28 protein-coding genes and 1 riboswitch are annotated in these 26,455 nt (G+C 47.6%); of the genes, 15 read left to right on the forward strand and 13 right to left on the reverse strand.

Going from position 1 to position 26,455, the window contains the following annotated elements; genetic code table 11:
• Positions 1 to 291 precede the first annotated feature (291 nt).
• Both AC3WRW_RS23855 and AC3WRW_RS23860 read right to left on the reverse strand, forming a co-directional pair.
• Positions 292 to 462: a hypothetical protein gene (locus AC3WRW_RS23855; protein WP_492548773.1), complete on the reverse strand. Its 171-nt coding sequence runs from the start codon at positions 460 to 462 to the stop codon at positions 292 to 294.
• 102 nt (positions 463 to 564) lie between these two features.
• Positions 565 to 1,452 carry a fructose bisphosphate aldolase gene (locus AC3WRW_RS23860; protein ID WP_492548774.1) on the reverse strand — a complete coding sequence of 296 codons (888 nt, stop codon included), beginning with the start codon at positions 1,450 to 1,452 and terminating at the stop codon, positions 565 to 567.
• A gap of 333 nt (positions 1,453 to 1,785) precedes the next feature.
• Between AC3WRW_RS23860 and AC3WRW_RS23865 the strand changes: the two genes are divergently transcribed.
• The 3 genes from AC3WRW_RS23865 to AC3WRW_RS23875 all read left to right on the forward strand — a co-directional run bounded on the left by AC3WRW_RS23865 (position 1,786) and on the right by AC3WRW_RS23875 (position 5,073).
• The gene (locus AC3WRW_RS23865; RefSeq protein WP_492548775.1) at positions 1,786 to 2,448 is read left to right on the forward strand and encodes a FusB/FusC family EF-G-binding protein; all 663 of its coding nucleotides are present in this window, start codon (positions 1,786 to 1,788) and stop codon (positions 2,446 to 2,448) included.
• Positions 2,449 to 2,599: 151 nt separating this feature from the next.
• A complete protein-coding gene (locus tag AC3WRW_RS23870) occupies positions 2,600 to 3,121 on the forward strand; it encodes a cupin domain-containing protein (RefSeq protein WP_492548776.1) in 522 nt (173 codons plus the stop codon).
• 116 nt (positions 3,122 to 3,237) lie between these two features.
• The gene (locus AC3WRW_RS23875; RefSeq protein ID WP_492548777.1) at positions 3,238 to 5,073 is read left to right on the forward strand and encodes a UbiD family decarboxylase; all 1,836 of its coding nucleotides are present in this window, start codon (positions 3,238 to 3,240) and stop codon (positions 5,071 to 5,073) included.
• 63 nt (positions 5,074 to 5,136) lie between these two features.
• On the opposite strand, the gene AC3WRW_RS23880 is transcribed toward AC3WRW_RS23875, so the two are convergent.
• A complete protein-coding gene (locus tag AC3WRW_RS23880) occupies positions 5,137 to 6,012 on the reverse strand; it encodes a LysR family transcriptional regulator (protein ID WP_492548778.1) in 876 nt (291 codons plus the stop codon).
• Between the two features lie 121 nt (positions 6,013 to 6,133).
• Between AC3WRW_RS23880 and AC3WRW_RS23885 the strand changes: the two genes are divergently transcribed.
• The 7 genes from AC3WRW_RS23885 (at position 6,134) to htpG (ending at position 12,731) form a co-directional block, all read left to right on the forward strand.
• Positions 6,134 to 6,724 carry an ankyrin repeat domain-containing protein gene (locus AC3WRW_RS23885; RefSeq protein ID WP_492548779.1) on the forward strand — a complete coding sequence of 197 codons (591 nt, stop codon included), beginning with the start codon at positions 6,134 to 6,136 and terminating at the stop codon, positions 6,722 to 6,724.
• Between the two features lie 40 nt (positions 6,725 to 6,764).
• Positions 6,765 to 7,988: an amidohydrolase gene (locus tag AC3WRW_RS23890; protein ID WP_492548780.1), complete on the forward strand. Its 1,224-nt coding sequence runs from the start codon at positions 6,765 to 6,767 to the stop codon at positions 7,986 to 7,988.
• A 134-nt stretch (positions 7,989 to 8,122) separates the two neighbouring features.
• The gene (locus tag AC3WRW_RS23895) at positions 8,123 to 8,344 is read left to right on the forward strand and encodes a hypothetical protein (protein ID WP_492548781.1); all 222 of its coding nucleotides are present in this window, start codon (positions 8,123 to 8,125) and stop codon (positions 8,342 to 8,344) included.
• A 7-nt stretch (positions 8,345 to 8,351) separates the two neighbouring features.
• Positions 8,352 to 8,609, forward strand: coding sequence for a VWA domain-containing protein (locus tag AC3WRW_RS23900; protein WP_492548782.1), 258 nt, complete (start codon positions 8,352 to 8,354; stop codon positions 8,607 to 8,609).
• Between the two features lie 406 nt (positions 8,610 to 9,015).
• Entirely contained in the window at positions 9,016 to 9,465 is a 450-nt protein-coding gene (locus tag AC3WRW_RS23905) for a MarR family winged helix-turn-helix transcriptional regulator (RefSeq protein WP_492548783.1), read from the forward strand.
• Positions 9,462 to 10,667, forward strand: a complete 1,206-nt coding sequence (locus tag AC3WRW_RS23910) for an MFS transporter (RefSeq protein WP_492548784.1) — start codon at positions 9,462 to 9,464, stop codon at positions 10,665 to 10,667. The genes AC3WRW_RS23905 and AC3WRW_RS23910 overlap by 4 nt, the downstream gene beginning before the upstream one ends.
• Before the next feature lie 186 nt (positions 10,668 to 10,853).
• Complete coding sequence (gene htpG / locus AC3WRW_RS23915; protein WP_492548785.1) at positions 10,854 to 12,731, forward strand: molecular chaperone HtpG; 1,878 nt, start codon at positions 10,854 to 10,856, stop codon at positions 12,729 to 12,731.
• A 72-nt stretch (positions 12,732 to 12,803) separates the two neighbouring features.
• Here htpG and AC3WRW_RS23920 read toward each other — a convergent pair whose 3' ends face one another.
• Positions 12,804 to 12,986 carry a hypothetical protein gene (locus tag AC3WRW_RS23920; RefSeq protein WP_492548786.1) on the reverse strand — a complete coding sequence of 61 codons (183 nt, stop codon included), beginning with the start codon at positions 12,984 to 12,986 and terminating at the stop codon, positions 12,804 to 12,806.
• Positions 12,987 to 13,070: 84 nt separating this feature from the next.
• A riboswitch (cyclic di-GMP riboswitch) is annotated at positions 13,071 to 13,169 on the forward strand.
• Positions 13,170 to 13,216: 47 nt separating this feature from the next.
• Here AC3WRW_RS23920 and AC3WRW_RS23925 point away from each other — a divergent pair.
• Positions 13,217 to 13,405, forward strand: a complete 189-nt coding sequence (locus AC3WRW_RS23925) for a hypothetical protein (protein ID WP_492548787.1) — start codon at positions 13,217 to 13,219, stop codon at positions 13,403 to 13,405.
• Positions 13,406 to 13,571: 166 nt separating this feature from the next.
• Positions 13,572 to 13,994 carry a DUF4183 domain-containing protein gene (locus AC3WRW_RS23930; RefSeq protein ID WP_492548788.1) on the forward strand — a complete coding sequence of 141 codons (423 nt, stop codon included), beginning with the start codon at positions 13,572 to 13,574 and terminating at the stop codon, positions 13,992 to 13,994.
• 55 nt (positions 13,995 to 14,049) lie between these two features.
• Here the strand turns inward: AC3WRW_RS23930 and nrdR are convergent, their stop codons facing one another.
• The gene (nrdR, locus tag AC3WRW_RS23935) at positions 14,050 to 14,529 is read right to left on the reverse strand and encodes a transcriptional regulator NrdR (protein ID WP_171683722.1); all 480 of its coding nucleotides are present in this window, start codon (positions 14,527 to 14,529) and stop codon (positions 14,050 to 14,052) included.
• A 109-nt stretch (positions 14,530 to 14,638) separates the two neighbouring features.
• Here nrdR and AC3WRW_RS23940 point away from each other — a divergent pair, with 109 nt between their 5' ends.
• Positions 14,639 to 14,854, forward strand: a complete 216-nt coding sequence (locus AC3WRW_RS23940; protein ID WP_127458075.1) for an alpha/beta-type small acid-soluble spore protein — start codon at positions 14,639 to 14,641, stop codon at positions 14,852 to 14,854.
• Positions 14,855 to 14,921: 67 nt separating this feature from the next.
• Here AC3WRW_RS23940 and AC3WRW_RS23945 read toward each other — a convergent pair whose 3' ends face one another.
• The 5 genes from AC3WRW_RS23945 to polA form a co-directional block, all read right to left on the reverse strand.
• Positions 14,922 to 15,515: a lytic transglycosylase domain-containing protein gene (locus tag AC3WRW_RS23945; RefSeq protein WP_492548789.1), complete on the reverse strand. Its 594-nt coding sequence runs from the start codon at positions 15,513 to 15,515 to the stop codon at positions 14,922 to 14,924.
• On the reverse strand, positions 15,512 to 16,108 hold the full coding sequence (coaE, locus tag AC3WRW_RS23950) for a dephospho-CoA kinase (RefSeq protein ID WP_492548790.1): 597 nt from the start codon (positions 16,106 to 16,108) through the stop codon (positions 15,512 to 15,514). Before coaE ends, AC3WRW_RS23945 begins: the two co-directional genes overlap by 4 nt.
• A gap of 33 nt (positions 16,109 to 16,141) precedes the next feature.
• Positions 16,142 to 16,858, reverse strand: a complete 717-nt coding sequence (locus tag AC3WRW_RS23955; protein ID WP_492548791.1) for an MntP/YtaF family protein — start codon at positions 16,856 to 16,858, stop codon at positions 16,142 to 16,144.
• Positions 16,859 to 16,956: 98 nt separating this feature from the next.
• Positions 16,957 to 17,817 (reverse strand): DNA-formamidopyrimidine glycosylase, encoded by an 861-nt coding sequence (mutM, locus tag AC3WRW_RS23960; RefSeq protein WP_492548792.1) that lies wholly within the window; start codon positions 17,815 to 17,817, stop codon positions 16,957 to 16,959.
• A 32-nt stretch (positions 17,818 to 17,849) separates the two neighbouring features.
• Entirely contained in the window at positions 17,850 to 20,513 is a 2,664-nt protein-coding gene (gene polA, locus AC3WRW_RS23965) for a DNA polymerase I (protein ID WP_492548793.1), read from the reverse strand.
• Between the two features lie 133 nt (positions 20,514 to 20,646).
• Here polA and AC3WRW_RS23970 point away from each other — a divergent pair, with 133 nt between their 5' ends.
• Positions 20,647 to 21,396, forward strand: a complete 750-nt coding sequence (locus AC3WRW_RS23970; RefSeq protein WP_171683728.1) for an HAD family hydrolase — start codon at positions 20,647 to 20,649, stop codon at positions 21,394 to 21,396.
• Positions 21,397 to 21,413: 17 nt separating this feature from the next.
• Here the strand turns inward: AC3WRW_RS23970 and AC3WRW_RS23975 are convergent, their stop codons facing one another.
• Positions 21,414 to 23,156, reverse strand: a complete 1,743-nt coding sequence (locus tag AC3WRW_RS23975) for a GGDEF domain-containing protein (protein WP_492548794.1) — start codon at positions 23,154 to 23,156, stop codon at positions 21,414 to 21,416.
• A gap of 192 nt (positions 23,157 to 23,348) precedes the next feature.
• On the opposite strand from AC3WRW_RS23975, the gene AC3WRW_RS23980 reads away from it, so the two are divergent.
• On the forward strand, positions 23,349 to 24,935 hold the full coding sequence (locus tag AC3WRW_RS23980) for an ATP-binding protein (protein ID WP_492548795.1): 1,587 nt from the start codon (positions 23,349 to 23,351) through the stop codon (positions 24,933 to 24,935).
• 66 nt (positions 24,936 to 25,001) lie between these two features.
• Here the strand turns inward: AC3WRW_RS23980 and phoU are convergent, their stop codons facing one another.
• Complete coding sequence (gene phoU, locus AC3WRW_RS23985) at positions 25,002 to 25,661, reverse strand: phosphate signaling complex protein PhoU (RefSeq protein ID WP_492548796.1); 660 nt, start codon at positions 25,659 to 25,661, stop codon at positions 25,002 to 25,004.
• 24 nt (positions 25,662 to 25,685) lie between these two features.
• Positions 25,686 to 26,444, reverse strand: a complete 759-nt coding sequence (pstB, locus tag AC3WRW_RS23990; protein WP_492548823.1) for a phosphate ABC transporter ATP-binding protein PstB — start codon at positions 26,442 to 26,444, stop codon at positions 25,686 to 25,688.
• Positions 26,445 to 26,455 lie beyond the last annotated feature (11 nt).

The raw sequence follows: 26,455 nt of genomic DNA on the forward strand, positions 1-26,455 counted from the left end.
ACCTCATGGTCTTATTTAGTTATAGATAAACTTTATCCTTATGCCGCTACATGCCTATAACAATTTTGTTTATTTTTCGAGTAAATCCTACATTTTGTTTGTTTTCAAACAGAATTTATCACGCATAACTGTTAAACTTGACTCATTATGGAATATCGGCGGGGATGCTTATGGTTCAAGTGATATGGTTGCTGATTTTAGTTCTGTTCTTAATCGTTGCTTCCACTCGTAAAAGCTGATAAAAAAAAGCTGCTCTCTCATCCTATCGCGATGAAAAGAACAGCCTATTTCTTAAACCTGGTTTTTGTTGATATTGTTTAAACTGGGGACAGAATCAGCAGCGTTGCTGCTCGATAACGTTTGCGCTTCTTCAAGAAGACTGGCGTCATTTTGCTGATTGCTTTTACTATCTGCCCGGTTATTCTCACGGTCATGCTTAGGGTTGGCTTCATTCTTAGGCATAACATTCACCTCCATCGTCTCATGATTAGTATGAGAAGATGGCTTGTATTTTATCCCAGTTGAATCCAGCTCCCGTGTGATTCCGTTATCCTTTAAAGAAATTTATTGGATAGAGGCTTCATAAATGTCTTTAATCGATTTGGACAGCATGGCGTTGAATTCATCGTTCGTTTGTCCCGAAGTTAGCCCCTGCGATAAAGCGCGTGAGAAACTCGCGATCAGCCCGTGGTTGCGCGCCAGCTTTTCATTTGCTTCCGCTTGCGTGTAACCGCCTGACAGAGCAACAATCCTTACAACGTGAGGATCCTCCATTAAATCGCTGTAGAAATTGTCTTCCGTCGGTATGGAAAGTTTCAACATGATCTTTACGTCTTGGCCAAGAGCGGATAATTGCGTGAAAATTTCATCCTTAACCAATTTTTCCGATATTGCCTTATCGGCGCTGTTGATATCAACTTCCGGCTCGATAATCGGAACCAGTCCCATCTCTGCGATCTGCTTGCCGATGGCAAACTGCTGCTCGATGACTTTTTTGATTCCGGCAGGATTGGCTTCCTTAATAAGCGAGCGCATTTTCGTTCCGAAGATGTTCCTCTCAACCGCCCGTTTCAAAAGATCGTTTAAGCCGGGAATAGGCTTCATGAGCTGGACCCCGTTTTCAAGATCGGCAAGACCTTGATCGACTTTTAGAAAAGGAACGATGCCTTTCTTCTCCCACAAATAATCCGCGGTAAACTGCCCGTCAATAGATCGGTCCATCGTGTTCTCAAATAAGATCGCACCTAAAATGTACTGGGAATCAAACGCATCGCTCTTAATAATACGCGTTCTCATCTCGTGAACCAATTCATACATCTCTTCTTCATTGGAATAGCTGTTTTCTGTAATGCCATATTGCAGCAGAGCTTTAGGAGTGCTACCGCCGCTTTGATCCAAGGCCGCTATAAAACCCTTTCCCGTATGGATTCGATCCAATTGCTTTGTATTCATTGAATGTTCTCCTTCCCTATCGTGGACTGAATGGCAACAATAATTCTTCTATTATATCACTTTTATTTGCAGGCATACATGATTTATAACTGTTTTTGCCATAGAACGTTGGGGCGGATTCCTCTATAATGGTCCGTGAAAGGTGGTAGTTAGCTATGGCAAATCAATTTGCCGGAATAAGTAACTGCTCATGCAAAGCCTACGATTAGGGCGATACTTCGCATGGGCCGGACAGCAGCGTTAACATTGTCGCCCCATACAGCTAATATCGTTTCTAATAATGGGCTCTGCACTTATTTTTGTTATGGATAAAAAATAAGGAGCTGAAAAGCAATGGTCAAACCATTCATTAGAAACCATCAATATAATTTAATTAAAAAGCAGGTCGATTTGCTGCAGCAAACCGCCAATTCCGTCTCCGATCCCAAAGTGGTGGAGTCGGTAAGATTCAGCGCTCAATCCAAAGTGATTGAAGCGTTCCCGGAAATGACAGATGAACACAAACAATCCTTAGAGAAGATCGCGGCACTCAGGACTGCGGAAGAATTCCAGCATTATCTGCAGGCACTAAAGCCTTATATGGTGGAAAGTTCACAAGTGACAGGAAAGCAGCTTAGCAAACTTTTCCCAAAAATTAAAAAGCTAAAGGCTCCTGATTTCACAACTACCGATTACCGCTATGTCACTTACTTGGGCTGGGTCGACATCGCGACGAATAAAATGTTCATCGTGTATCCTCTGAACGGGCAATGGGTCGGCATCGAAGGAAGATATACCCCATCGAATAAAGGCGTATGCTTTTTGTGCAATCGGCATGAAGAGCTTGCTTTATTCACAGCGGTCACCAAATGGAAGCCGGCTAACGCATCCCCCGATTACTATAAAGCGATCGGCAACTATATGTGTGTAGACAGCGCGGTTTGCAACAAAAACATCACGGACGTAACAGCTTTGGAACTATTCGCTCAAAAGGTGCTAGGAAATCGTGAATCGTAAATTCAACGAGTCTGACATAAAGCTGTCCTGAAAGTAGCCTGTTCTACTTCGGGATGGCTTTTTTTAGTTTCCCTATCGAGATTGAAATCATACACTTGCTAGATTATAATACAGTCTGGCATATTACTTTAAATACAAAGGAAATGATGGTATGAATACAAATAGTCCCGAATACTGGATTTCTAAACTTGAACTAGAAGCTCACCCCGAAGGCGGTTACTATAAACGAACCTATCAAGCAGAAGAAAAGATTACGGATCAAGAACTATCCGTTCAGTTTGACGGTTCGCGCATGCTGTATACCAGCATTTATTTTCTCCTGCAATCCCATGATGTTTCACATTTCCACCGCTTGAAATCGGACGAATTGTGGTATTTTCATGCGGGCAGCCCTCTGACCATTCATGTTATTTTGGAGGATGGCACTTATGAGGAGGTCAAACTCGGCATTCATATCGATAAAGGCGAAACTCCGCAATATTTAGTTCCAAAAAATTCAATTTTCGGTTCGTCCGTTATGGAAAAGGATACTTTTTCACTAGTTGGATGCATGGTGGCACCGGGGTTCGATTTTCAGGATTTCGAAATGTTTACGCAAAAAGAGCTGCTAGAGCAATATCCGCAGCACAAAGAAGTCATTATGAAATTAGCCTATGAACTGCTTCCTGTGTAAGGAAGTAAATATCTGACACGTCGTTGTGACGTGTTTTTATTTTTGGCGATATATGGTGTAGAATTGACTTATTACATAGACCTTTTGGGGAATAGCTATCCGATTGGAGCAAACGAATGAACTATCAAAATTTAGAAGAATGCATCATGGATTTAGAGAAGAACGGGCATTTAGTTCGCATTCAGGAAGAAGTCGATCCTGAGCTTGAAATGGCAGCCATTCATATGAAAGTTCATGAAGCCGGAGGCCCGGCCCTTTTGTTCGAAAATGTCAAAGGATCGAAGTTTCGGGCGCTTTCCAACCTGTTCGGAACTGTAGAGCGCAGTAAATATATATTTCGACAAACCTGGGAGGGCACGCAGAACGTCATCGCTTTGCGAAGCGATCCCATGAAGGCCCTGAAAAGTCCCTTGCAGCATTTCGGAACAGGACTTGCCGCCTGGAAAGCTCTGCCCCAGAAAATATCCGGCGGACTCCCCGATTCCTTCGAGGAAATCAGCATCGCCGACCTTCCGCTTATCCGCCACTGGCCAGAGGATGGCGGTGCATTCGTCACGCTGCCGCAAGTGTATTCGGAAGATCCGGAGAAACCGGGCATTATGAATTCCAATCTGGGAATGTATCGGATTCAACTGAGCGGAAACGAGTACGAATTAAATAAAGAAATCGGCTTGCACTATCAAATTCACCGCGGCATCGGCGTTCACCAAGCCAAGGCAACGAAACAAGGGCTTCCGCTCAAAGTAAGCTGTTTTATCGGCGGACCGCCGGCGCACACCTTGTCAGCCGTTATGCCATTGCCGGAAGGCATGAGCGAGATTACCTTTGCCGGTCTGCTTTCCGGACGCCGTTTCCGCTACAGCTATATCGATGGCTATTGTATTAGTCATGATGCCGATTTTGTCATCACAGGAGAAATTTATCCGGGCGAAACCAAACCGGAAGGCCCTTTCGGCGATCATTTGGGCTACTACAGCCTTACGCATCCTTTCCCTCTTATGAGAGTGCATAAAGTGTATGCGAAGAAGAATGCGATTTTTCCATTCACTGTGGTGGGCAGGCCGCCTCAAGAGGACACGGCATTCGGAGCATTAATTCATGAATTGACAGGTGACGCCATCCAGCAAGAAATTCCCGGTGTCAAAGAAGTTCATGCCGTAGATGCGGCTGGCGTACATCCCCTGCTCTTTGCGATTGGCAGCGAACGTTACACGCCCTACCAGCAAGTCAAACAGCCGGCAGAGCTGCTCACCATTGCCAATCGAATTTTGGGAACGGGACAAGTCAGCTTGGCTAAATATTTGTTTATTACAGCAGAAGAGAACCAGCCTCTGGACTCTCATGATGTTGAGCATTTTATGACCTACATCCTGGCTCGTATAGATCTTCATCGTGATATTCATTTTTATACAAATACGACCATCGACACGCTCGATTACTCGGGAACTGGATTAAATAGCGGCAGTAAAGTTGTATTCGCAGCGGTCGGGGATATTAAAAGAGAGTTATGCCTGGAGGTTCCCTCCGTTTTTAGTAACTTACCGGGAGTTGAACAGGCGCATTTGGTAATGCCGGGCATCGTCGCGATTCAGATGTCCGCATTTAGAAGCTATAGCGAGACGCAGTCGGACATTCAACATTTATGCGAAGCTCTAGGCGCACAAGGCCCGCTTCCTTCTTGCCCCATGATCATCGTCTGCGATGACAGCCAATTTATGAGCGCCGCTATCGACAATTTCCTTTGGGCCACCTTTACACGCAGCAACCCCTCCCACGATATTTATGGCGTAAACAGCTATTATGAGTTCAAGCATTGGGCTTGCGACAATGTTGTGATTGATGCGCGGATCAAACCGCACCAAGCACCGCCATTAATACCGGATCCGGAAGTCGAACAAAACATCGTGCGTTTATTTGCGACCGGCGCCAGTTTGGACGGCATTCTAAAATAGTGGTAGTATACTTGCGCAGCAAAAACAGCACCAGAACCTCAGAGGTTTGTGGTGCTGTTTCCGTTATTTCAACTCTTTCATGAGTTCTATAAAGTGTTGCGCCGCTTTGGTCAGATAGCGATCTCTCAACCAGACCAATCCGGTTGCGAATTGCAGCTGATTCCCGGAAATTGCAAAGGATTGAATGTCATATCCGCGGTGCAGGTGCAGAATGGATTCCGGCACGATGGTCGCCCCGTCCCCGCTGGATACCCACTGCAATAGCGTAACGATATCCGAACATTCCCCGATTATGTTTGCATGCAAGCCACGCTCCGTAAATTGATCCATGATGCTTTGATAGAGCCCAAGCCCTTCTGCGCTGGGCAAAATGAGCGGATAACGCTGAATATCAGCGTAGGTAAATTCGCGGGCCTCAGGCGCCAAGCTTCTGGCCATGACGAAATAAAACGGCTCCGATTGAAATTTGAGCACGTCAAAATCACTTAAATCCATCGGGAGCCTTACGATGGCAAGCTCTATGGATCGTTCCCTGATGAGCCTCAGAAGCTGTATGGATTCGCTCTGCTGTATTTTATATGTCACTCTGGGATACCGCTTCTTAAAAACTCGCAACAATTGAGGCAATGGTGCTGAAGATAACGTATTCACGCCTATCATCAATTTGCCTCGCGTACCCATGCCGATTTCTTTCACTTCGTTCTCCGATTCTTCGATCAGCTGCGTCAAATGAACGGCATGCTTGTATAAAGCTTGCCCTGCGTCGGTCAGTTCCAGCACTTTGCCGTTCCTTATCACAAGCTGCACGCCCAGCTCTTGCTCCATGCTCTTCAATTGTTGACCAAGCGGAGGTTGTGTCATGTGCAATCTTTGGGCGGCTGCGGTAATTTGCTTCTCTTCTGCGATGGCAATGAAATAGCGAAGCTGACGTATATCCATGGAAGAAATAACCCCCACTCGAATGTTTTCCATATGGAAACTAAACGTTTTAAATATTTTTCGTATGCTAATGGCTATGTTACCATAACAGTATATTTCGAAGAAAGAAGTGGTGCCGTCCATGAAACTATCACTCATTCAAGCAGCAGAATATGGGAAAACTAATTTGGTCTTACAGTGTATCCAAGATGGCGCGGATATCAATGCAAGAGATGAACGAGGACGCACTCCGATTCTAGCCGCCACACACGGCAATCGAATAGAAACGGTAAAAGCATTAATTGAAGCCGGAGCAGACATCAACTTACAGGATCACATTTTAGATACTCCTCTCTTATACGCCGGCGCGAACGGATTGCTCGAAATCGTTAAGTTATTGAACGCTGCCAGAGCAAATCCGGCAATAACGAACCGGTATGGAGGAACCGCGCTTATTCCGGCATCGGAACGCGGCCATGTTGACGTCGTAAAAGAGCTGCTTGCCCATTCAAAGGTTCATGTCAATCACATCAACAATCTTGGTTGGACGGCGCTGATGGAAGCCATCGTATTAAGCAATGGCGGGCCCAAACATCAGCACATCATCCAACTGCTTATTGAGCACGGAGCTGACGTGACGATTCCGGACAAGCACGGGGTTACGCCGCTAGAGCATGCAAGAGCGCTTCATTTTATAGAGATAGAACGTTTACTAGTCGACGCCGGGGCTTAACTCGGACTCCTATATTTTCATTTAAAAAGGAAGGGATAACATGTTGAATGCTTCCTATTGGTTAACGAATGTACGACTGGAACAAGGTTATGCCAAGGAAAACGGACAAGTGGTTGGTACGCATACGAAGATTTGTCACGTCCGAATTGAAGGCGGCGTTATTGCCGAAGTGATTGGAAATGAATCGCAGCCGCCAAGCCATTTTCCGAAATACGACTGCAAAGAGAGGCTGATGCTCCCTTCTTTCGAGGAGGCGCATATTCATTTGGATAAAACATATTACGATGGGCCATGGAAAGCCGTGGAGAAAGTGTCCAGCATCTTCGAACGGATCGAGGAAGAAAAAAGATTATTGCCTAAATTGCTGCCCATGGCGAGACAACAAGCGGAGAGCATTCTGACGCTTATCCAAAAGTTTGGCGCGACTCATGTGCGCAGCCATTGCAATATCGAGCCTGTCAGTGGTCTGCATCGATTAGAAGCAACCCTGCAAGCGCTGGACACTTTCTCCGGCAAGCTATCATCGGAGATCGTAGCTTTTCCGCAGCATGGACTGCTCCGGTCCCATTCTGTGCAATTGGTCAAGCAATCTCTGGCTGAAGGGGCAACCCTTGTTGGCGGGGTAGATCCATTTTCGGTGGACGGGGATATTGAAAAATCACTGCAGACTATGGTGGAGCTTGCTGCCATGAACAAGGCAGGCATCGATCTTCACTTACACGATGGCAATGAAGCAGGGAAACAAACTTTGCTGCGGCTTGCAGATCTGACGGAAGAAGCCGGTTTGCAAGGCAAGGTAACGGTTAGCCACGCGTTCTGGTTCGCAAGCGCTCCGCGGCAAGAGACCGAAGAAATGGCTGAGCGGATGTCTTCACTTGGCATGACGATTGCATCGACAGTGCCGATCGGCCGAACAATGATGCCGCTCCCGATGCTGTTTAACAAAGGCGTTAAAGTCAAATTAGCAACAGACAGTTTGACGGATCACTGGTCTCCTTTCGGAAATGGCGATCAATTGGAGAAGGCCGGACGATTCGCAGAATTATATGGGTATACCGACGAAATGTCGCTGTCTCAGTCCCTCGGATTCATTACTGGCGGGATAACGCCGCTCGATCGTCAAGGGAAGCAAGTATGGCCAAAAGTCGGCGACGCAGCCAGCTTTGTGCTCCTTCCTGCCAGCTGTTCGGCAGAAGCCGTTGCGCGAAGATCGGAGCGTCAAGCCGTTTGGTATAAGGGCAGCCTGGTAAGCGGCTCGCTGTAACTCTAAGAAAAATTGCAAAATCCACCTGAAAGTGCAATTTTACATGAAAAAAATCTAAAAACATAAAATAATTCCTGTTCTCTCTCCAATAAATATGATAGATTGAATGTATCATCCATTGGAGGTATATCAAATTGAAAGCAGTCACCGAGAAGCTCATAAAGCAGCATCAGCACTATTTGTCTGATAACCCCAATGAACTTAAGAAGTATGTTTCAATCTATGATCACATGCTCTATTACTTCACAAGCGTGCTAGGAATTGAAGAACAGCAAGCTTTACAGCATATACAAGATTTCAAATCCGATCTTTCCTGCGATGTACTTACGAGCGTCGTGCAAGCTAAAGTAAACTGACCCATGAATGCGGTTACTGAAATGGGAAAATGATCAGAGCAAGCTGCCGCAGGTATTAACGTGCTTTCGGCCGACAGGTCCCTTGAGGTTAAGCCTCAAGGGATTTTTTGGCATATCCTTTGAAGGCCGCCTTGTCGACAATGCGAATTTTATACATATCAAGGATATTGCCTCAATCTCGGATGAGCAGCTGTATCATCTCCTGTTGAATGAATTCCCGGTCTGGCTGAAAGAAGCTGCGAATAAACGAATTATCCGCAAATAATAGAATTTATAAGAGAGGTATGATATAAGCAGCGATCTCAATCATTTTTAAAGAAAAAGGACTCCTCGCGGAGTCCTTTTCGACGGTGACAAATTGATGGTACTTTTTGCCTTGAACCATACTTGGCTCGGTTAACTACCTCATCACATTCGTGCAGTACTAGACTACATTAACTGTTCTGCGGCACATCTCCTCGCTTCTAGGCAGATTCAAAAACAACTTCCCCGGTATTTTCGTCTACATAATATGCGACACAACACCTCTCTGAATCACCGTCGAAATTTAGTATGTCCGATCTCGGGCATGTTATACATAGCTCACCCCCAGCGGATCAAAAGGATTGACGAAAGTAATTGCTAGGAATATAATTGCTATAGCAACTAATTTTCAGGAGGAGGTGTTTGACATGAAGCTGGAGCATTCTTTGGGGTTTATTTTGAATCATGCCGGGCGTCGATTGACACAGCTGTTGAGCCATCGGTTCCAGCCCTACGATATGACGACCGAACAATGGGTCGTGCTGCATCGTCTAGCGTGCGAGGACGGCATTACACAGAAGCTGCTTGCTATTCGAGCGGAGAAGGATCAAACGAACATTACCCGCATTCTCGACCAATTGGAGCGCAAAGGCATGGTCGAACGCCGGGCTAATGAGCAGGATCGCCGATCCTTTCTTACGTTCATTACGGATCAAGGAAGAGCTATGAACGACATCCTGACCCCTATTGAACAGGAAGTAATCGCCTCGCTGCTTGGCGGCTTCACGGAAGCAGAGGCATCCCAATTAAAGGAGCTGCTCGGACGAATCACCCAAGAAGCCAATGCACGCATCAAGGAAGTGGAGGAATCACCGTGAATACCGATACCGATCCGAAATTATGGAACCGCGATTTTGTTGCTGTATGTCTCAGCAGCTTTTTTTTATTCATGACATTTTATATTCTAGCCGTAACACTGCCTATCTTTGTTACCGATACCCTGCATGGCGGACAACAGCAAATCGGACTCGTCATGACCGTCTTTATTATTTCAACCGTCATTCTGCGGCCGTTAACAGGGAAATGGATGGACGAATGGAACAGAAAGAAAATTATTTCTTTCGCGCTTGCCCTCTTTATGATTTGCACCGCGATGTATCCGTTCATCCATCAATATGCTATCCTGCTCGGCGTGCGATTTCTCCATGGCATTGGCTTCGGGATGGCGACAACGGCCGCCGGAGCGGTTGCTATTGACTTGGTGCCGGACCGGCGCAAAGGCGAAGGAATCGGCTATTTCAGCCTTTTCATGAGCTTAGCGATGGTTGTCGGGCCGTTTCTCGGCTTAACGATTATGCAGTCTCACAATAATACATTGCTCTTTGGCGTATGTATTGTGTTCTCCGTGCTCTCCCTCTTATTCGGCCTGTCTCTCCGTATTCCGCAGCGCGTCGCCCTGCCTTCGGTGAAACCGGAAAAGGGCTGGAGAAAATTCGTCGAGCCGCGGTCAATCCCGATTTCTTTGACAGGCAGTGTGCTCGCTTTCTCATACGGCGCCATCACAACGTTTCTATCCGTATATGCCAAAGCGAACGGGCTGGAAAGCTATGCGAGCTATTTCTTCATGGTGTTCGCTTTGATGATTGTCATTTCCAGACCTTTTACAGGCAAATGGTTCGATCGTTCGGGGCCCAACGGATTGGTCTATCCGGGCGTTGTTCTGTTCACCGCAGGCATGATCGTTCTTAGCCTGATCTCTTCGCCCGTTCCGTTTCTGGTTGCCGGCGGCATGCTCGGACTTGGGTTCGGTGCGATGCTTCCGAGCTTCCAAACGATCGCCATTCAAGCGGCGCCCGCTCACCGCAGGGGTCTTGCCACAGGCACGTACTTCTTGCTGTTCGACACGGGCTATGGAATCGGCTCCTATGTGCTCGGCATTGTAGCATCCAAAACGAATTACCACACGATGTACCTCGTTGCCGGCATCGTTGTCGCGTGTTCGGCACTGTTGTACTATGCACTGCATCACCGGAAATCATCAGTGGCACTTAAGCCCAGACCGGCTGCAACCATGAAATAATGAAATGCCGCAGCTTCCAGGCACCCTTGGTGCAAGGACGGTTGCGGCATTTTTCATGACGATAGCGATTGACATTAAATTTCAGGGATGATATAAAAATAAGTGTATAGCACTCGAAGACCGAGAGTGCTAATCAAACCATTCGGCCCAAATAATCTTCGTTACCTATTGAAAGGAGATTTATCCGTGGAAAAGAAACAGTTTCAAGCAGAATCCAAGCGACTATTAGAAATGATGATTAACTCCATTTATACGCAGCGAGAAATCTTCTTAAGAGAGCTCATCTCCAATTCCAGCGATGCGATCGACAAAATTTATTACAAGGCTTTAACGGACGACTCTTTAGTATTTGACAAAGACAGCTACTTCATTAAAGTCATTGCTGACAAGGCAAACCGCATACTCACGATCCGCGATACAGGAATCGGGATGACCAAGGAAGATCTCGAGAACAATCTGGGTATCATCGCGAAGAGCGGATCGTTAGCGTTCAAAAAAGAAAACGAAGCCAAAGACGGCCACAATATCATCGGCCAATTCGGCGTAGGCTTCTACTCCGCGTTCATGGTAGCCGATGTTGTAACGGTTACAAGCAAAGCCCTCGGCAGCGACACGGCTTACAAATGGGAATCGACCGGCGCCGACGGCTACACGATTGAGAAGGCCGAGAAAGATTCCGTAGGAACGGAAATCGTCCTGCAGATCAAAGCGAACACCGAAGATGACAATTACGACGAATACTTGGACGAGTATCGTTTAAAAGCGATCATCAAAAAATATTCCGATTTCATCCGTTACCCGATTAAAATGGACATTGCCGGAAAAAGACTCAAAGAAGGCACTGAAAATGAGTTCGAGGATTATCAAGAAGAGCAGCAGTTGAACAGCATGGTGCCAATTTGGAGAAAAAACAAAAGCGAATTGACGCCTGAGGACTATGAGAAGTTCTACCATGAGAAGCATTACGGCTTCGACAAGCCGCTTAAACATATCCATGTTAGCGCGGACGGCGCTGTCGTCTACCAAGCGATTCTCTTTATCCCGGAAAATATGCCTTTCGACTATTATTCCAAGGAATATGAAAAAGGCTTGGAGCTGTATGCCAATGGCGTTCTGATCATGAACAAATGTGCGGACTTGCTTCCGGACTACTTCAGTTTCGTAAAAGGGATGGTCGATTCCGAAAGCCTGTCTCTCAACATTTCCAGAGAGATGCTGCAGCATGACCGTCAATTGAAACTGATCGCCAAAAACATTCAAAGCAAAATTAAAGGCCAGCTTCAGTCCATGCTGAGGGATGAAAGAGACAAATACGAGCTCTTCTATAAATCGTTCGGCCGTCAGCTGAAATTCGGTGTCTACAGCGATTATGGCACACATAAAGAAGTTCTGCAGGACCTCCTCATGTTCCACTCTTCCAAAGAGAAGAAGCTGGTTACGCTCGAAGAGTACATTGCTAGAATGCCGGAAGACCAAAAGTATATTTACTATGCTTCCGGAGAGTCCATGGAACGCATCGATAAGCTTCCGCAAACAGAGCTTGTTACCGATAAAGGCTATGAAATCTTGTACTTCACAGACGATATCGATGAATTCGCGATCAAAATGATCATGACTTACAAAGAAAAAGAATTCAAATCCGTTTCCAGCGGCGATCTGGGCATCGAAGCGGACGACAAGTCCGAGAGTGAAGCGGATAAAAACGACAACAAAGAACTTTTTGACTATATGACAAGCTTGTTGTCCGGAAAAGTCACGAACGTCAAAGCATCCAAACGTCTCAAAAAGCATCCGGTATGCTTATCCACAGACGGTGACGTCACGATCGAAATGGAAAAAATCTTGAATGCCATGCCGAATAACCCGAATGTCAAAGCGGAGAAGGTGCTTGAAATCAATGTGAACCATGACGTTTTCGGTTCGCTGAAGGACGCTTTTGAGAAAGATAAAGAGAAGCTCAACCTGTACACGGCCCTCTTGTACAACCAAGCACTCTTAATCGAGGGCCTGCCGCTTCAAGATCCGGTAGAATTCACCAACGACATCTGCAAAATTATGGTGTAATCCATTTACCACTAAGTAATAGAGCACTGCCGCCGCTTCGTAGGCTGCAGTGCTTCTTTGTTTACTAAGACTTTATGTAGGATCGTCCATTCCGCTTACTGCCTGCGCCGATCTATCCTCACTCCGCTTGCTTACTTCCATGTTCGAATACACATAAGCCAATAAACGATCTTGATCAATGCCTAATGAACTGGCTACTTTCATAATATCTAGTTCATATAAAGAGCCTGGGATTAGATTGGACTTGACGGACATATGCTTCAACCATCCTTCGAATAGATGTAATAAATGGAACAATTTCGTTAAAATGTGATATAGTTTTCTTACAAGCATTAATCGGTACGACAAAGGCAAAACCATTGAAAAGTGGTGACGCAAAGCTATAGGGACTAACTTGGCATCGCATTTCACGATCCAAAATGTCAGCCAGCTGCCAAAACAGCCTCCGTCCGATTAATGTAGAACACACTAGGAGGATCAAAATAATGGGAAAAATTGTGTTGGATGGCAGTATGAGCTTGGATGTGGAACACTTAATTGCTAATCTTCATCTTCCGGAAAGCGATATTTTGAATATGTTTGCCTTTAAATTCAATAACAACCTGTTATCACCCGAAGAATCGATTAAGTTTATTCATTTTCTAAGGAGTGAACTGGACAAACGTATTCAATAACAGAATTATGCACGAACGGATCCAAAAATGCAGTCGGTTATTGTCTATAAAATTTATTTTTTTTATTTGGGGATGATTCATCCAAGCACGTCCATAGATTTTACATAAAATAATTAAAAGTACTAGATTTCATACGAGAGTAGGAAGAATGGAAAGGAGAATGGCTATGAGTTCAAGCTTGATTACTTTGCATTTGACCGCAACCAGCACAGTATCGGGCACGATTACGACAACGACCACCTCGACCATTACGCCGCTGGTCAAGCGCTTCACAGCAACCGTCGTCATAGGCAACATTCTTTCTGGCGTAACCACTATTCCATCTTCCAGCTTCAAGGATGACACTAGTACGAATTTGCCCGCGAACAGCCTCACCGTTCCGGGCAGCAATGGCTATTACAATGTGTTTGTGAATGGGATTCTCATCGCCGGGGGCTTGACGACTTTGACAACGGCCAGTCTGGCGATCAACAATGCCCTGACGATCGGCGTCACGGTTGTCCTGGAAACTCTCTCCTTTACAGCCACGTCGGTCTCATCTTCAACGACAAACAATCTCGTCGTGACTACCGTCATTACTACGGTATAACAAAAAAAAGCCGGTCCAGATCCCGTTTGCATAAACGAATCTCGACCGGCTTTATTTATTTGTCCCGGAGAAGACCGGGGTCATGCTTTCCCAATATTTGCGTCAGCTCTTTCAGGAACATGTTGATGTCCTTAAATTGACGGTAAACGGAGGCGAAGCGAATGTACGCCACTTCATCGACCGGATACAGTTGTTCCATGACGAGTTCGCCAATGCCTAAACTGTCAACTTCCGCATGAGCGGTCGTGCGGAGCTGCATTTCAACTTCGGATACCAGCATCTCCAGCCTTTCCATGGAGACGGGGCGCTTCTCACAGGCACGAATCAAGCCTCTTAATATTTTCTCACGGCTAAATTCTTCCCTGCTGCCATCCTTTTTAATCACAATAAGCGGTGTTTCTTCCACCATCTCAAAGGTTGTAAACCTTCGCGCACATTTCTCGCATTCCCGGCGGCGGCGGATCGATTTGTTTTCATTAGCTGAACGTGAGTCAAGCACTTTCGTACCGGAATAATCACAGAACGGACACTTCATTCGCTATCTCTCCTTTCTCTTCGTGTAGTGGATTACCATATGTTACATGTCATGAACTAAGGAGAAGTGCGCACAATACTAGTACCAACCGACAAGGAGGTGAACAGACATGAGCGCAGGAAACAGCAACACGCTAGTTGTTCCTCAAGCTAACGCAGCGTTGGATCAGTTGAAATACGAAGTAGCTCAAGAACTTGGTATCTCTATCCCACAAGATGGATACTATGGTAATATGGCTACTCGTGACACTGGTGCCATCGGTGGTCACATTACTCGTCGCCTGGTGCAAATCGCAGAACAATCTTTGGCTGGTCAATTCAAGTAATCTTGGATAGAGTGTGCCGCTGAATCTGCAAAACGGGAAGTATTGGACTCTACGCCCCTCAAAGGAGCTAGTCCAATGCTTCTTTGTTTTCCCAGCGCTCCGTCTCCGTATACAGCTTTTTGTACTTCTCGTAATAGTAGATGACCCTCTGGACGTAATGCCGCGTTTCGCCGAACGGGATTTGGTCGATCCGCTCAACCGTGCCGTCCCAAACTTCCGCTTGCTTCCATTTATTCACATTCCCTTGTCCTGCATTATAAGCCGCAATCGCATAAATCAAATTTCCGTTATAATGCTTTTCGAGCCAGCTTAAATACCAAGAGCCGAGATTAATGTTCACATCTACTTTTAATAAATCTTCCGGTGAATGAGGTTCTAAATTCGTGGACTCCGCAATCCAATTCGCCGTATCCGGCATCAATTGCATAAGTCCCAGCGCACCTTTTCTCGATTCCAAATGATGTTTATAATTCGTTTCCACCCGAATGATGGCGGCAATGAGAAAAGGGTCTATATTGTGTTTCGCCGCACTTTGCCTAATTTCCTGCTCATAATAGATGGGATACAGCTTTCTTCCGATAAAATTGCTATTCATAAAGAGGACCATAACGAAGCAAACGAGCAAAAGGGCAAAGACTCGTTTTTTGCGTAAAAACTTCATGAAAGCCCCTTCCCTAGCCAAAACCGTTCAACCTCAGCATAGGTATCTTCCCAAGCACCGCTGTTGTCGATCACGATATCCGCTAGTTTGCGTTTTTCTTCTATCGACATCTGTGCGTCTATTCGGTTGTTCGCCGCGCTTTCCGTTAAGCCGTCCCGCAGCATCAAGCGCTCCAGCTGGACGTGCCGGGGCACATACACGACCATAATCTCTTCGAACATAAAGGATAAATTTGATTCTATCAATAAAGGAATATCGACGACAACCAACTTGTCCGGAAATTGTTTTTCATATGATTCCATCTGCTCTCTGATCATCTGGCGGATAGGCGGGTGCAGCAACTGCTCGAGCTGCTTGCGCGCTTCCGTATCCCCAAACACAATCTCACCCAGCTTTTTACGATTCAGGGAGCCGTCCTCCTGCAGAACAGCTTGTCCAAAATGCGCAGCAACCTGTTCGAGAACAGGGCTGCCGGGCAGGACAACATCGCGGGCAATTTGATCCGCATCAACTAATAGAGCGCCGCGGCTGACCAGCATAGCGCTAACCGTGCTTTTGCCGCATGCGATTCCTCCTGTTAACCCGATATTCATAGGCAAATCTCTCCTAAACGTATTCCTTTTCCACTATAGCATTTTCAATAAACCCATAAGCATAAGTACACATCCAGGAAGTATAGACAGCTTCTTCATCCAACTCATTTCCGCATAACGAAATCCGATACGCAAGCCCAGCGCAATAAATGAACCGCTTGAAAGGGAAATTACAGCTGCTGTCAACAAAGGAACAAAACCGATTAATGCGGCCCCAATTCCTGCGCCAAAGGCGTCCAAAGAGAGCGCTAGGCCCAGCAAAGTGGCCTCAGAAGCCGAAATATTGCCCGATTTATCGACATCGGCAATGGACGGAGTTCGCAAAATTTGAATAACCAAACCAAACCGCTTGAGCTCAATATTTAAAATTTCCTTGGTCCTCTGCAGTGTATCCAGCGTAGCGGATTCATGGCCGGCCGGGGAGGTCGTGGAGATAGAGACTTGATCTTCGGAGGATTTCTCCGACTCCTGGGATTCCTGTGATTTCTGTCTTTGCTGTGCCAACGCCCAGATCCCGATCCCGATCAAAATAAGAGCTCCAATGCGTTGAGCCACCATCGGGCTCATAAAAGAAGACATCAGCACGCCGATTTGCATGGAACTATAAATAATGATACCAGACCATAGAGATATAATACCAATAGAGAGAAACGGAATTCGTATTTTACGCAACCCGTACATGACACCAACCCCGAAACCATCCAATGAAACTGCGAAAGCCAGAATGAACAAAGAAATCACCGGAAGCATAATACCCCTCCTAAGAGTTATACCTGAATAACCAGCTGGCCAGCTGGTTATCTGGGCTAAGTACTCCTTATCATATGGGAAGGGCAGGCTTCACGTGCCTATTTCTCAGACTTCTTTCGGATTCTCTTCCGCTTCAAGGGTTGACAGGTCGGACAGATGTGCGTTCCACGCCCGCCGACAACGGTTTTGTATATTTCGCTGCCGCAAGTTTTGCAAGATTGCGACTGCCGTCCGTAGACGTTCAGCTGCTGCTGAAACATGCCGATTTCGCCTTGACCGTTGACGTACGATTTGATCGAAGAGCCTCCAGCCTCAACGGATTCGCTAAGCGTGCGGATGATCGCCTCATGCAGCAGGAGAAGCTCCTTCTTGCTAAGCGAGGAGGCCTCTCGTTCCGGATGAATACCGGCTAAGAAAAGAGACTCGTCTACATAAATATTACCGATACCGACAATATATTCTTGATTCAGCAGAAGCGGCTTAATCTTCGTTTTCTTGCTTGCAATCCGATCGCGGAAAGCTTCGAAAGTGAAGCCTTCGTCAAGCGGCTCTATGCCCAGCTTATGCAGCGGAGGCTGCGTAAGCTCTTCCCCTCTGGGGAACAGATGCATGGTTCCAAATTGTCTCACATCTTTGTACCGCAGCTCGCTGCCGTCGGTAAACCGAAACAGCACGTGCGTGTGGGATTCAAGCGGATCTTCACTGCTGTACAGACCATACCGGCCCTCCATCCGCAGATGAGAGACCATCACATAATCCGTCAAAACAAACCGCAAAAACTTGCCTCTGCGCTCGATGGTTTCAATCTGCTGCCCTTGCAGCAGGACCTCGAACATCTGAATATCGTCCGGCTTCTGGATAATGCGCGGCAATCTGACCTGAACACGCTCGATCGTTTTACCGGTAATTAAGTAGTTAAGTGTGCGTTTGACCGTCTCGACTTCGGGTAATTCAGGCACGGATGTTCACCTCTTTTTGTAATTGACTGGCTTTACTTGGCGTCATACCAAGTAAGGCCGAAATCTAAGTCTGCGCTCAGCGGCACGTCCAGCTTCAAGGCGCCTGCCATGACTTCCGGCACAAGGCTGCGCATCGTCTCGAGCTCCTCTTCCGGGACCTCGAAGACCAGCTCATCGTGTACTTGAAGCAGCATGCGGCTCTTCAAGCCTTCTTGCTTCAACCGGGCAGCCATCTGTACCATGGCCAGCTTAATAATGTCGGCCGCCGTTCCTTGAATCGGCGTGTTCATCGCGGTACGCTCCGCAAAGGAGCGCAGATTGAAATTCGAATGCGTGATCTCCGGCAAATACCGGCGGCGCTGCAGCAGCGTCGTCACATAGCCTTTCTCACGCGCCTCTTTCACGATATCATCCATATATTTGCGTACGCCCTGGAAGACAGCGAAATACTGTTCGATGAACTGTGCTGCCTCCCTGCGGGTAATGTCCAAGTTCTGGGACAAGCCATAATCGCTGATGCCGTAAACAATGCCGAAGTTGACGGCTTTCGCTTGGCGCCGCATATTCGCGTCGACGGCGCTCTCCTCCACACCGAAGACGTCCATCGCCGTCTTCGTGTGGATGTCCATATTCTGAAGGAACGCCTCCTTCAGCTTCTCGTCCTGCGAGATGTGCGCCAGCACGCGCAGCTCGATCTGCGAGTAATCCGCAGCGAGAATGTACCATCCGGGCTCGGATGGCACGAACACTTTGCGGATCTTGCGGCCCTCCTCCAGACGAATCGGAATGTTCTGGAGGTTCGGGAACTGGCTGCTGAGCCGTCCTGTGGCGGCAATGGTTTGCCGGTAATAGGTATGCACCTTACCGGTCTCCGGCCGCACCTCTTTCAGCAGCCCTTCCACATACGTCGATTGCAGCTTCGCAAGCTGACGGTAGTGCAGGATCTGCCCGACGACTTCGTTGTAGGGCGCCAGCCGCTCCAGCACCTCGGCATCCGTCGAGTAGCCGGTTTTGGTCTTCTTCCAAGCCGGCAGCCCCAGCTTCTCGAACAAGATCTCGCCAAGCTGCTTCGGCGAGTTAATATTAAACTCCACGCCGGCAAGCGTATAGATGCTGGTCATGATCGTCTCCAGCTGCTTGGCCAGATCGACGCCGAGCGCCTTAAGACCTTCGGCATCCACCGCGATGCCGCGCAGCTCCATCTCCGCCAGCACGCCGGCCAGCGGCTGCTCCAGCTCATAGAAGAGGCGATGCATCTCGCCCTTCTCCAGCTCCTCCGCCAGCACCGGCACGAGGCGTGCGGTCGCCATCGCTTTGCGGCCCAAGTGGTCGCTAAGCGCAGGAAGCTCCGGCAGGCGGAATTTCGCGCCTTTGCCGAACACCTCTTCGTCGGCCTTGAGGCCCGGCAAGCTGTACTTCGCAGACAGCCCGCTCAAGGTAAGGTTCGACTCCGTCGGGTCCAGCAGGTAAGCGGCCAGCAGTGCGTCGAAATCCACGCCTTTAAGCGCAATGCCCTGCCAAGCCAGCGCCAAAATAGAGCGGTGCAGGTCAAACAGCTGCTTCTTCTTCGTATCGTCCCCCAGCCACGCGCGCAGCGGCTCGCCCGCTTCCCCGACTAGCAGCTGGATAGGCACATAATAAGAGGTATTCGTCTCCCCCTCCTGAGTAAACCAGACAACGCCGACGTTAACCGCTTGATGCGGATTTTCGCCGACTGCTTCCACGTGAATCGCTGCGCTGTCGCTTAATTTGCCAATCAGCTCGCTAACATTGGCTTCTGTCACAACAACCGCTTCCATGCTTTCAACAACTTGACCCTCGGCTTCCAAATCCACGGAACCGAAATCCATTTTCTCCAGCAAAGATTTAAACTCCAGCTTGCGGAACATGCCCGCCAAAGCTTGTCCGTCAAATCCATCGTAGCGGAATATCTCCCACTCGGTTTCCATCGGCACTTCACGGAAGATGGTAGCAAGCTCCTTGCTCATGAGCGCATCTTTGGCATGCTCCTCGACCTTTTCTTTCATTTTGCCTTTCAGGCTGGCCGTATTCGCAAGCACTTCCTCCACGGTGCCGAATTCATGGAGCATTTTGAGCGCAGTCTTCTCCCCAACCCCGGGGATGCCCGGAATGTTATCCGACGTATCGCCCATTAGTCCTTTGAGATCGATAATCTGGGCTGGCGTGAGACCGTATTTCTCTTTGATTTCCGCCGGATTATACAGCTCTACTTCCGTAATTCCTTTACGCGTTATCGCAACGGTGACATGTTCGGAAGCGAGCTGCAGCATATCCTTGTCTCCGGAGACGAGAAGCACCTTCTCCCCCTTGGCGTCCGCCGCCTTGGTCAGCGTTCCGATAATATCGTCAGCTTCATAGCCTGACAGCTCAAACTGCGGAATTTTGAACGCTTTCAGCAGTTCTTTGATCAGCGGAAATTGTTCGGACAGCTCAGACGGTGTTTTGGCCCGACCGCCCTTGTATTCGGTATATTCTTTATGTCGAAAAGTGATTTTCCCGGCATCGAATGCAACGAGGAAATGCGTAGGCTTTTCTTCTTCGATTAATTTCAGCAGCATCGTTGTAAAACCATAAACGGCGTTCGTGTGCAATCCGCTCGAATTGCTTAGCAGCGGCAAAGCATAGAAAGCTCTGTTCGCAATAGAGTTACCATCAATAATAATAAGCTTATCCATAAGTTCGCACCCCGATTTTAGACATACTTCCTTCATCATAGCATACGAAATTAAAATAAAAAAACACTAGCGCACATAAACATGTAAGGAATCCATTAATCGATGTTCCGGTCTTCAAAAGGAGGTTCTCCGGATGAGCCCATTTTTCTCACCAACACGTAAAAAGGTTATTTTTTTCGATATGAATAATACGATTCTGGATCGGAGACAATGCTTTGATTCTGCCTTCCTGGAAGTCATGAACGACTATACGGCGCGTTGGGAGCCGGACGAATCGCTCTTCACCGCCCAAGACGTGCTCCAGAGTTACAAAATGGAATGGAGCCGGCACCGCAAAGCGCCGATTCGAAGCCCCATTTCGCCGGATGAGCTTAGGCACATTTGTTTACGCAAAGCGCTCCAGCCCCTCCCTGTCAATGTCAGCACGGCCTTTACCCGGGCTTTTTTTGAGCAGGTCGAAGAGCAGGAAGACCATTTTGTCGCGCTCTTTCCCGGCGTGGAGGACACTCTGGAAGCTTTGTCCCAGAACTATAAGCTTGCCATTATCAGTAACGGTAATCGGAGAAGGTTGCAGCATAATCTGGACAAAATGAAGCTGACCCGCTGGATTACCGAGGATCGCTTATTCAGCTCAGAGAAGGACGGTCCGCGTAAACCGCACCCTGCTATATTTGAAAGGGCTCTGAAGACCATGAACGCGGCTTCAAGCCAAAGTGTGATGGTGGGTAACTCGTGGCGCAACGATGTCGTAGGAGCCGCCTCCAGCGGCTTAGACGCCATCTGGATACATCCGGGGAATATGAAGAAAATTTCAGAACGCCGTATCGGCAAACAGAAGGTCGTTATCATCCGTTCTTTCAAACAATTGCTCTACACCTTCTAAACGGAGCATGCTGCATGCTAGCCAATATTTTGAAAATAATAAATGCTGCCGGGATGCGCTTTGGCCTTCTTTTTGAGGACGGCCGCGGTATGGGAAATATGTTCAAGCGAGATGGGAGATTCACACCTGCAAACGACTAACGACAGCGATAAGGTGACTCCCTCGTTTTTGACCTTGTTGCCGCTACGGTCCCACACATACTCCCATTCTTCATCTTCATAAAACATCTGGACTCCCTGCTCGAACCTGCGGATCATTTCTTGACACAACAGCTCGGGTGCGGCCGTTGACGAAATCGCGATAAAATCGTCGCCTCCCACATGCCCCACAAAATCAAGCGGGGTCCCGCAAACCGAGATGGCCTGCTGCATAATGTCCGCCGTGTATTGAATCAGCTGATCCCCTTTCTGAAAGCCGAACCGGTCATTGAACCATTTAAAATAGTCCAAATCCGCATAGACAACATGAAAAGGTTTGCTCTCGTGAATCCGTTTGTTCAATTCCCTGTTGATTTGCAAATTCCCCGGCAAGCCTGTCAGCGGATTGGCCACTCGCGCCGATTCCACCCGAACATTGGTAATGCTCTCCAGAATCGCTCTGATCGAAGCAATTCCTGCCATCTTCCCATTGCTAGTAATGATCACCAAGTCATACAGACGATGAATGGAGCGCGATGTCGCCATCTGGGACACCTGCTCGACGGGCATGAACTCGTCCACCATCAGCGGCGCATCATCCATGATGCTGTCGATCGTCCGGTTCCAGAACAAAGAGAACGCATACTGTCCAGCCAATTGCTGAAACAGGCGATCTCTCATCATCAGGCCGACCGGCACTTCGCTGCTGACGATAACGGCGCCCACAGCTTCTTGATTTTTTTTGAAATAATCCGCCACTTCCGAAATCGGCGCCTTCCTGTCGAACACTTTCACCGGTGTTTTAAGATCGCCAATACTCCAGCTCATATGGCCTCCTTGTGCTTTGCGCTGATGCCAAATCAACATCTTCAAGCTGTCCTCAATCGCGGCCGATGCCGCTTTCGGTTTGCCAAGCAAGAAACCCTGCGCATAATGAACGCCAAGCCGGGCTAATTTGATCAGTTCATCTTCCTTTTCAATGCCTTCGGCAATAAGGAAAATGTTCATTTTTTGCGCAAATGTAACGAATGTTTCCAATATGTACTCTTTCACTTTATTTCTATGTATATCCTGGATAAGAGAGCGGTCGATCTTTATAAAATCCGGTTGCAGCTCGGCAATAGCCTGCATAGAGGAATACCCGGCGCCGGCATCATCGATCGCGATCCGGTAGCCTTGTTTCCGGTAATGCTCCAATATTTTTTGAGCCAGAGAGAAATCTTCGATCGACGTTCTTTCCGTTATTTCGAATACGACGTTGCTTGGGCGCAGCCCGTATTTCTGCAGTTTTTCCAATGTTTTCCCAGGAACGAACCCGGGGTCATACAGCACATGTGAAGAAATATTAATAAAAAGCAGCTGCTGCGGATGCTCCAATATGGACCCTTGAATCGCTTTCTCCCGTGCCAGTTGCTCAAGCTTGTACAGCTCGCCGTGATTCTCTGCGAATTGAAACAGTGTCAGAGGAGCATGAAACGTGCTTTTCTCGGGGCCGCGTATTAACGCTTCATACCCCATTACTTGACCGTCTTCCATAGAAACGATAGGTTGATAGACAGAGTGAATGGAACCATTTTCTATGATATCGTAAAATTCGCGTAGCTCTTCTGACTGACTGCTCATGTCCATCATCCCTTATGTCAATATAAGTATATCCCCAGTCTAGCAAACGAAATGACAGGCTTTATTATCGATATGTAAAATGTATGTAAAGACTTCAAATAAAAAAGAGGGAATTTGATATTTGCCACGAAAAAATAGAAGGACGATTGCTAGGTGCGTACATAGCATGTACAAGCACGGAAAGGAATTGAAATGGAACAACAAGTCAAAATCTTGGCGGTAGATGACCGCTATGAGAATTTGCTTGCTCTGAATAGCATTTTGGCCTCATCCCACTATGACGTAATTTCACTGCAATCCGGCGAGGAAGTTCTCCGATATTTGTTAAAGGAACCTGCCGATCATATTGCAGTTATTCTCATGGATGTGCAAATGCCCGGACTAAGCGGCTTTGAAACCGTTGAACTGATCAAGCAGCGCAAAGCTTGCCAGGATATTCCGATCATCTTCCTTACAGCCCTCAGTACATCGATTGAGCATGTGTTAAAAGGCTATCACGTGGGCTCGATTGATTACTTGTTCAAACCGGTTCATCCCGAAATGCTGCGTATGAAAGTCGACGCTTTCGTCAATATGCATCTGGGACACCAGAAAATCAAATATCAAAGCGAGCTACTTCATAAGCGTACGCTGGATCTCGAGGAGACCAACCGCAAGCTGGCGGAAGCGGAAGAAAAACTCAAGCAGCAAAATACGCTTTTAGAACAATGGGTCGAAGAACGGACTTCCGAGCTGGTGGATGCGCATGAGAAGCTGCTGAAATCGCAGGACCATTTTAGGAAAATGTTCATGCTCTCCCCTTCCTTGATGGCCATCTGCCGTCTGCCGGATCTTAGCTATATCGAAATCAACGAGAGCTGGAAGCAATATACGGGGTATGGCGACGAAATTATTGGAACGACGATGGACCTGATGCGCCCGGAAACCGGCGAACCGACCAGTAACGGCGAGGTTGTACATAACTGCAAAGTGCGGTATGAAACCAAATCCAAGGAGATTCGGACGGCTCTGCTCTCTACGGAAATCATCGATATCGAGAATGAAAGCTGCTTGCTTCAGGTGGCGGTAGATATTACGGAAAGCTTGCGTTTTGAGACGGAGATGGCCCGTCTTGCCCAATTGAATCTAGTGGGGGAAATGGCTGCCGGCATCGCCCATGAAATTCGCAACCCGATGACGACGATTCGCGGATTTTTACAATTGTTTCGTGAGAACGATCGCAATATGCAGAAAGAGTATATTCCGATCATGCTCGAAGAACTGGACCGGGCCAACGAGATTATTACCGAATATTTATCGCTCGCCAAGAATAAGCAATCCCACCAGCAGCCGGATCAGATTAACCGGATCATCGAAATGCTCATCCCGCTCATCCAGGCGGAGGCTGTCATGTCAGGCAAGCATGTGCAGTTCCAATTCGCCGATTGCCCGGTCATCCACCTTGACGACAAGGAGATGCGGCAGCTTATTTTGAACATGTGCATGAACGGACTGGAAGCTATGACGATTGGCGGCACGCTAAACATCCAAACGTACTGCGAGAACGAACACGTTGTCTTGCTGATCTCTGACGAGGGGACGGGCATTGATGAGAAGCATTTGGAAAAGCTCGGACGTCCTTTCTTCACGACGAAGGATGAAGGCACGGGTCTCGGTTTAGCCATTTGCTACAGCATCGCAGCCAGACATCATGCTTCCATTGAAGTCCAATCCAGTCCGAAGGGGACAACCTTCTACATTCGCTTCCCTGTTCCAGGGGATGCCGCCGATCCTAAATAGGGTCGGTTTTTTATTGCAAAAAAACAGCCGCATGGTTGCTCACCATACAGCTGTTCATGTTAACTTTTACACGTTCAAATCCTTGCGCTTACCCGTCACCATATAAATAACGCCTTCACCGATATTCGTCGTGTGATCGGCTACACGCTCCAAGAAGTGCGCAACGAGCAGCAAATGCGTCAACTGGCGATTCCGGTGATAGTCGGAATTCATCATGCCCATCAGCTCCGTCATCACGGTGCTGTACATTTTATCTACGCGATCATCCTTCTCAGCCAGTGCTGCGGCCCGGTGTACGTCGCGTTCCGTGTAAGACAGCAGGCTCTCCTGCAGCATCTCGATGGCGATACCCGCCATTTGCGGAATCGTTTCGAGCGGTTTCACAAGCTCTTCCCCTGCGAAGCGGATCGTAATTTTGGCGATGTCGACCGCATGGTCGGCGATGCGCTCCAAATCCGTAGCGATTTTGAGTGCTGTGCCGATAATGCGCAAATCGCTAGCCATAGGCTGCTGCAGTGCAATAAGACGCAGCGACAGCTCATCGATTCTCGTTAAGTACTCGTCGATCAGATCGTCATTTTTGATCACTTGCTGCGCCGTCTGCTCATCAAGCGTTGACAGGGACTCAACGGATTTAAGAATCAAATCCTTGACGCTTTCCCCCATATCCAGTAATTCTTTTTGCAACAAAGTTAACGATTGGTGAAACCCGGGTCTTGCATCCATGTACGTTGCCCCTTCCGGTTGTTGTTAGCCGAATCTTCCCGTGATGTAATCTTCGGTGCGCTGATCGTTCGGATTTGTAAAGATTTTATCTGTTTTGTCGGTTTCAACTAAATAACCATTCAAGAAAAAGGACGTCATATCGGAAATTCTGGCTGCCTGCTGCATATTGTGCGTTACGATAATAATCGTGTATTTATCTTTCAGGGTTTGCGTCAACTCTTCAACCTTGAGCGTTGAAATCGGGTCTAGCGCCGAAGTAGGCTCATCCATGAGCAGCACATCCGGTTCAACCGCCAGCAAACGGGCGATACATAACCGCTGCTGCTGTCCGCCTGACAACCCGAGAGCGGATTTATGCAAGCGATCCTTCACTTCATCCCACAGCGCGGCTTGCACAAGGCTGCGTTCCACGATTTCATCGAGCATCGCTTTCTTCTTAATGCCGTGAATGCGCGGACCATAGGCAATATTATCGTAGATGCTCATTGGAAAAGGATTTGGGCGTTGAAACACCATGCCCACTCTTTTGCGCAAAGAAACAACATCTGAATCGGGGCCGTAAATGTTATGGCCGTCTACGACTACGTTTCCTGTAATACGAACGCTGTCAATTAAATCGTTCATGCGGTTCAAGGTACGCAGGAACGTTGATTTTCCGCAGCCTGAAGGTCCGATCAATGCCGCGATGCTTCCTTTTTCAATCGTTAAATCGATATCGTGAAGCGCGTGATTTTCTCCGTAAAATAAATTCAATTTATCTGCTTTGATTTTTGTCATCGTCATGGTCGCCACAG

It is taken from the genome of Paenibacillus sp. FW126-R14 (genome assembly GCF_058789495.1).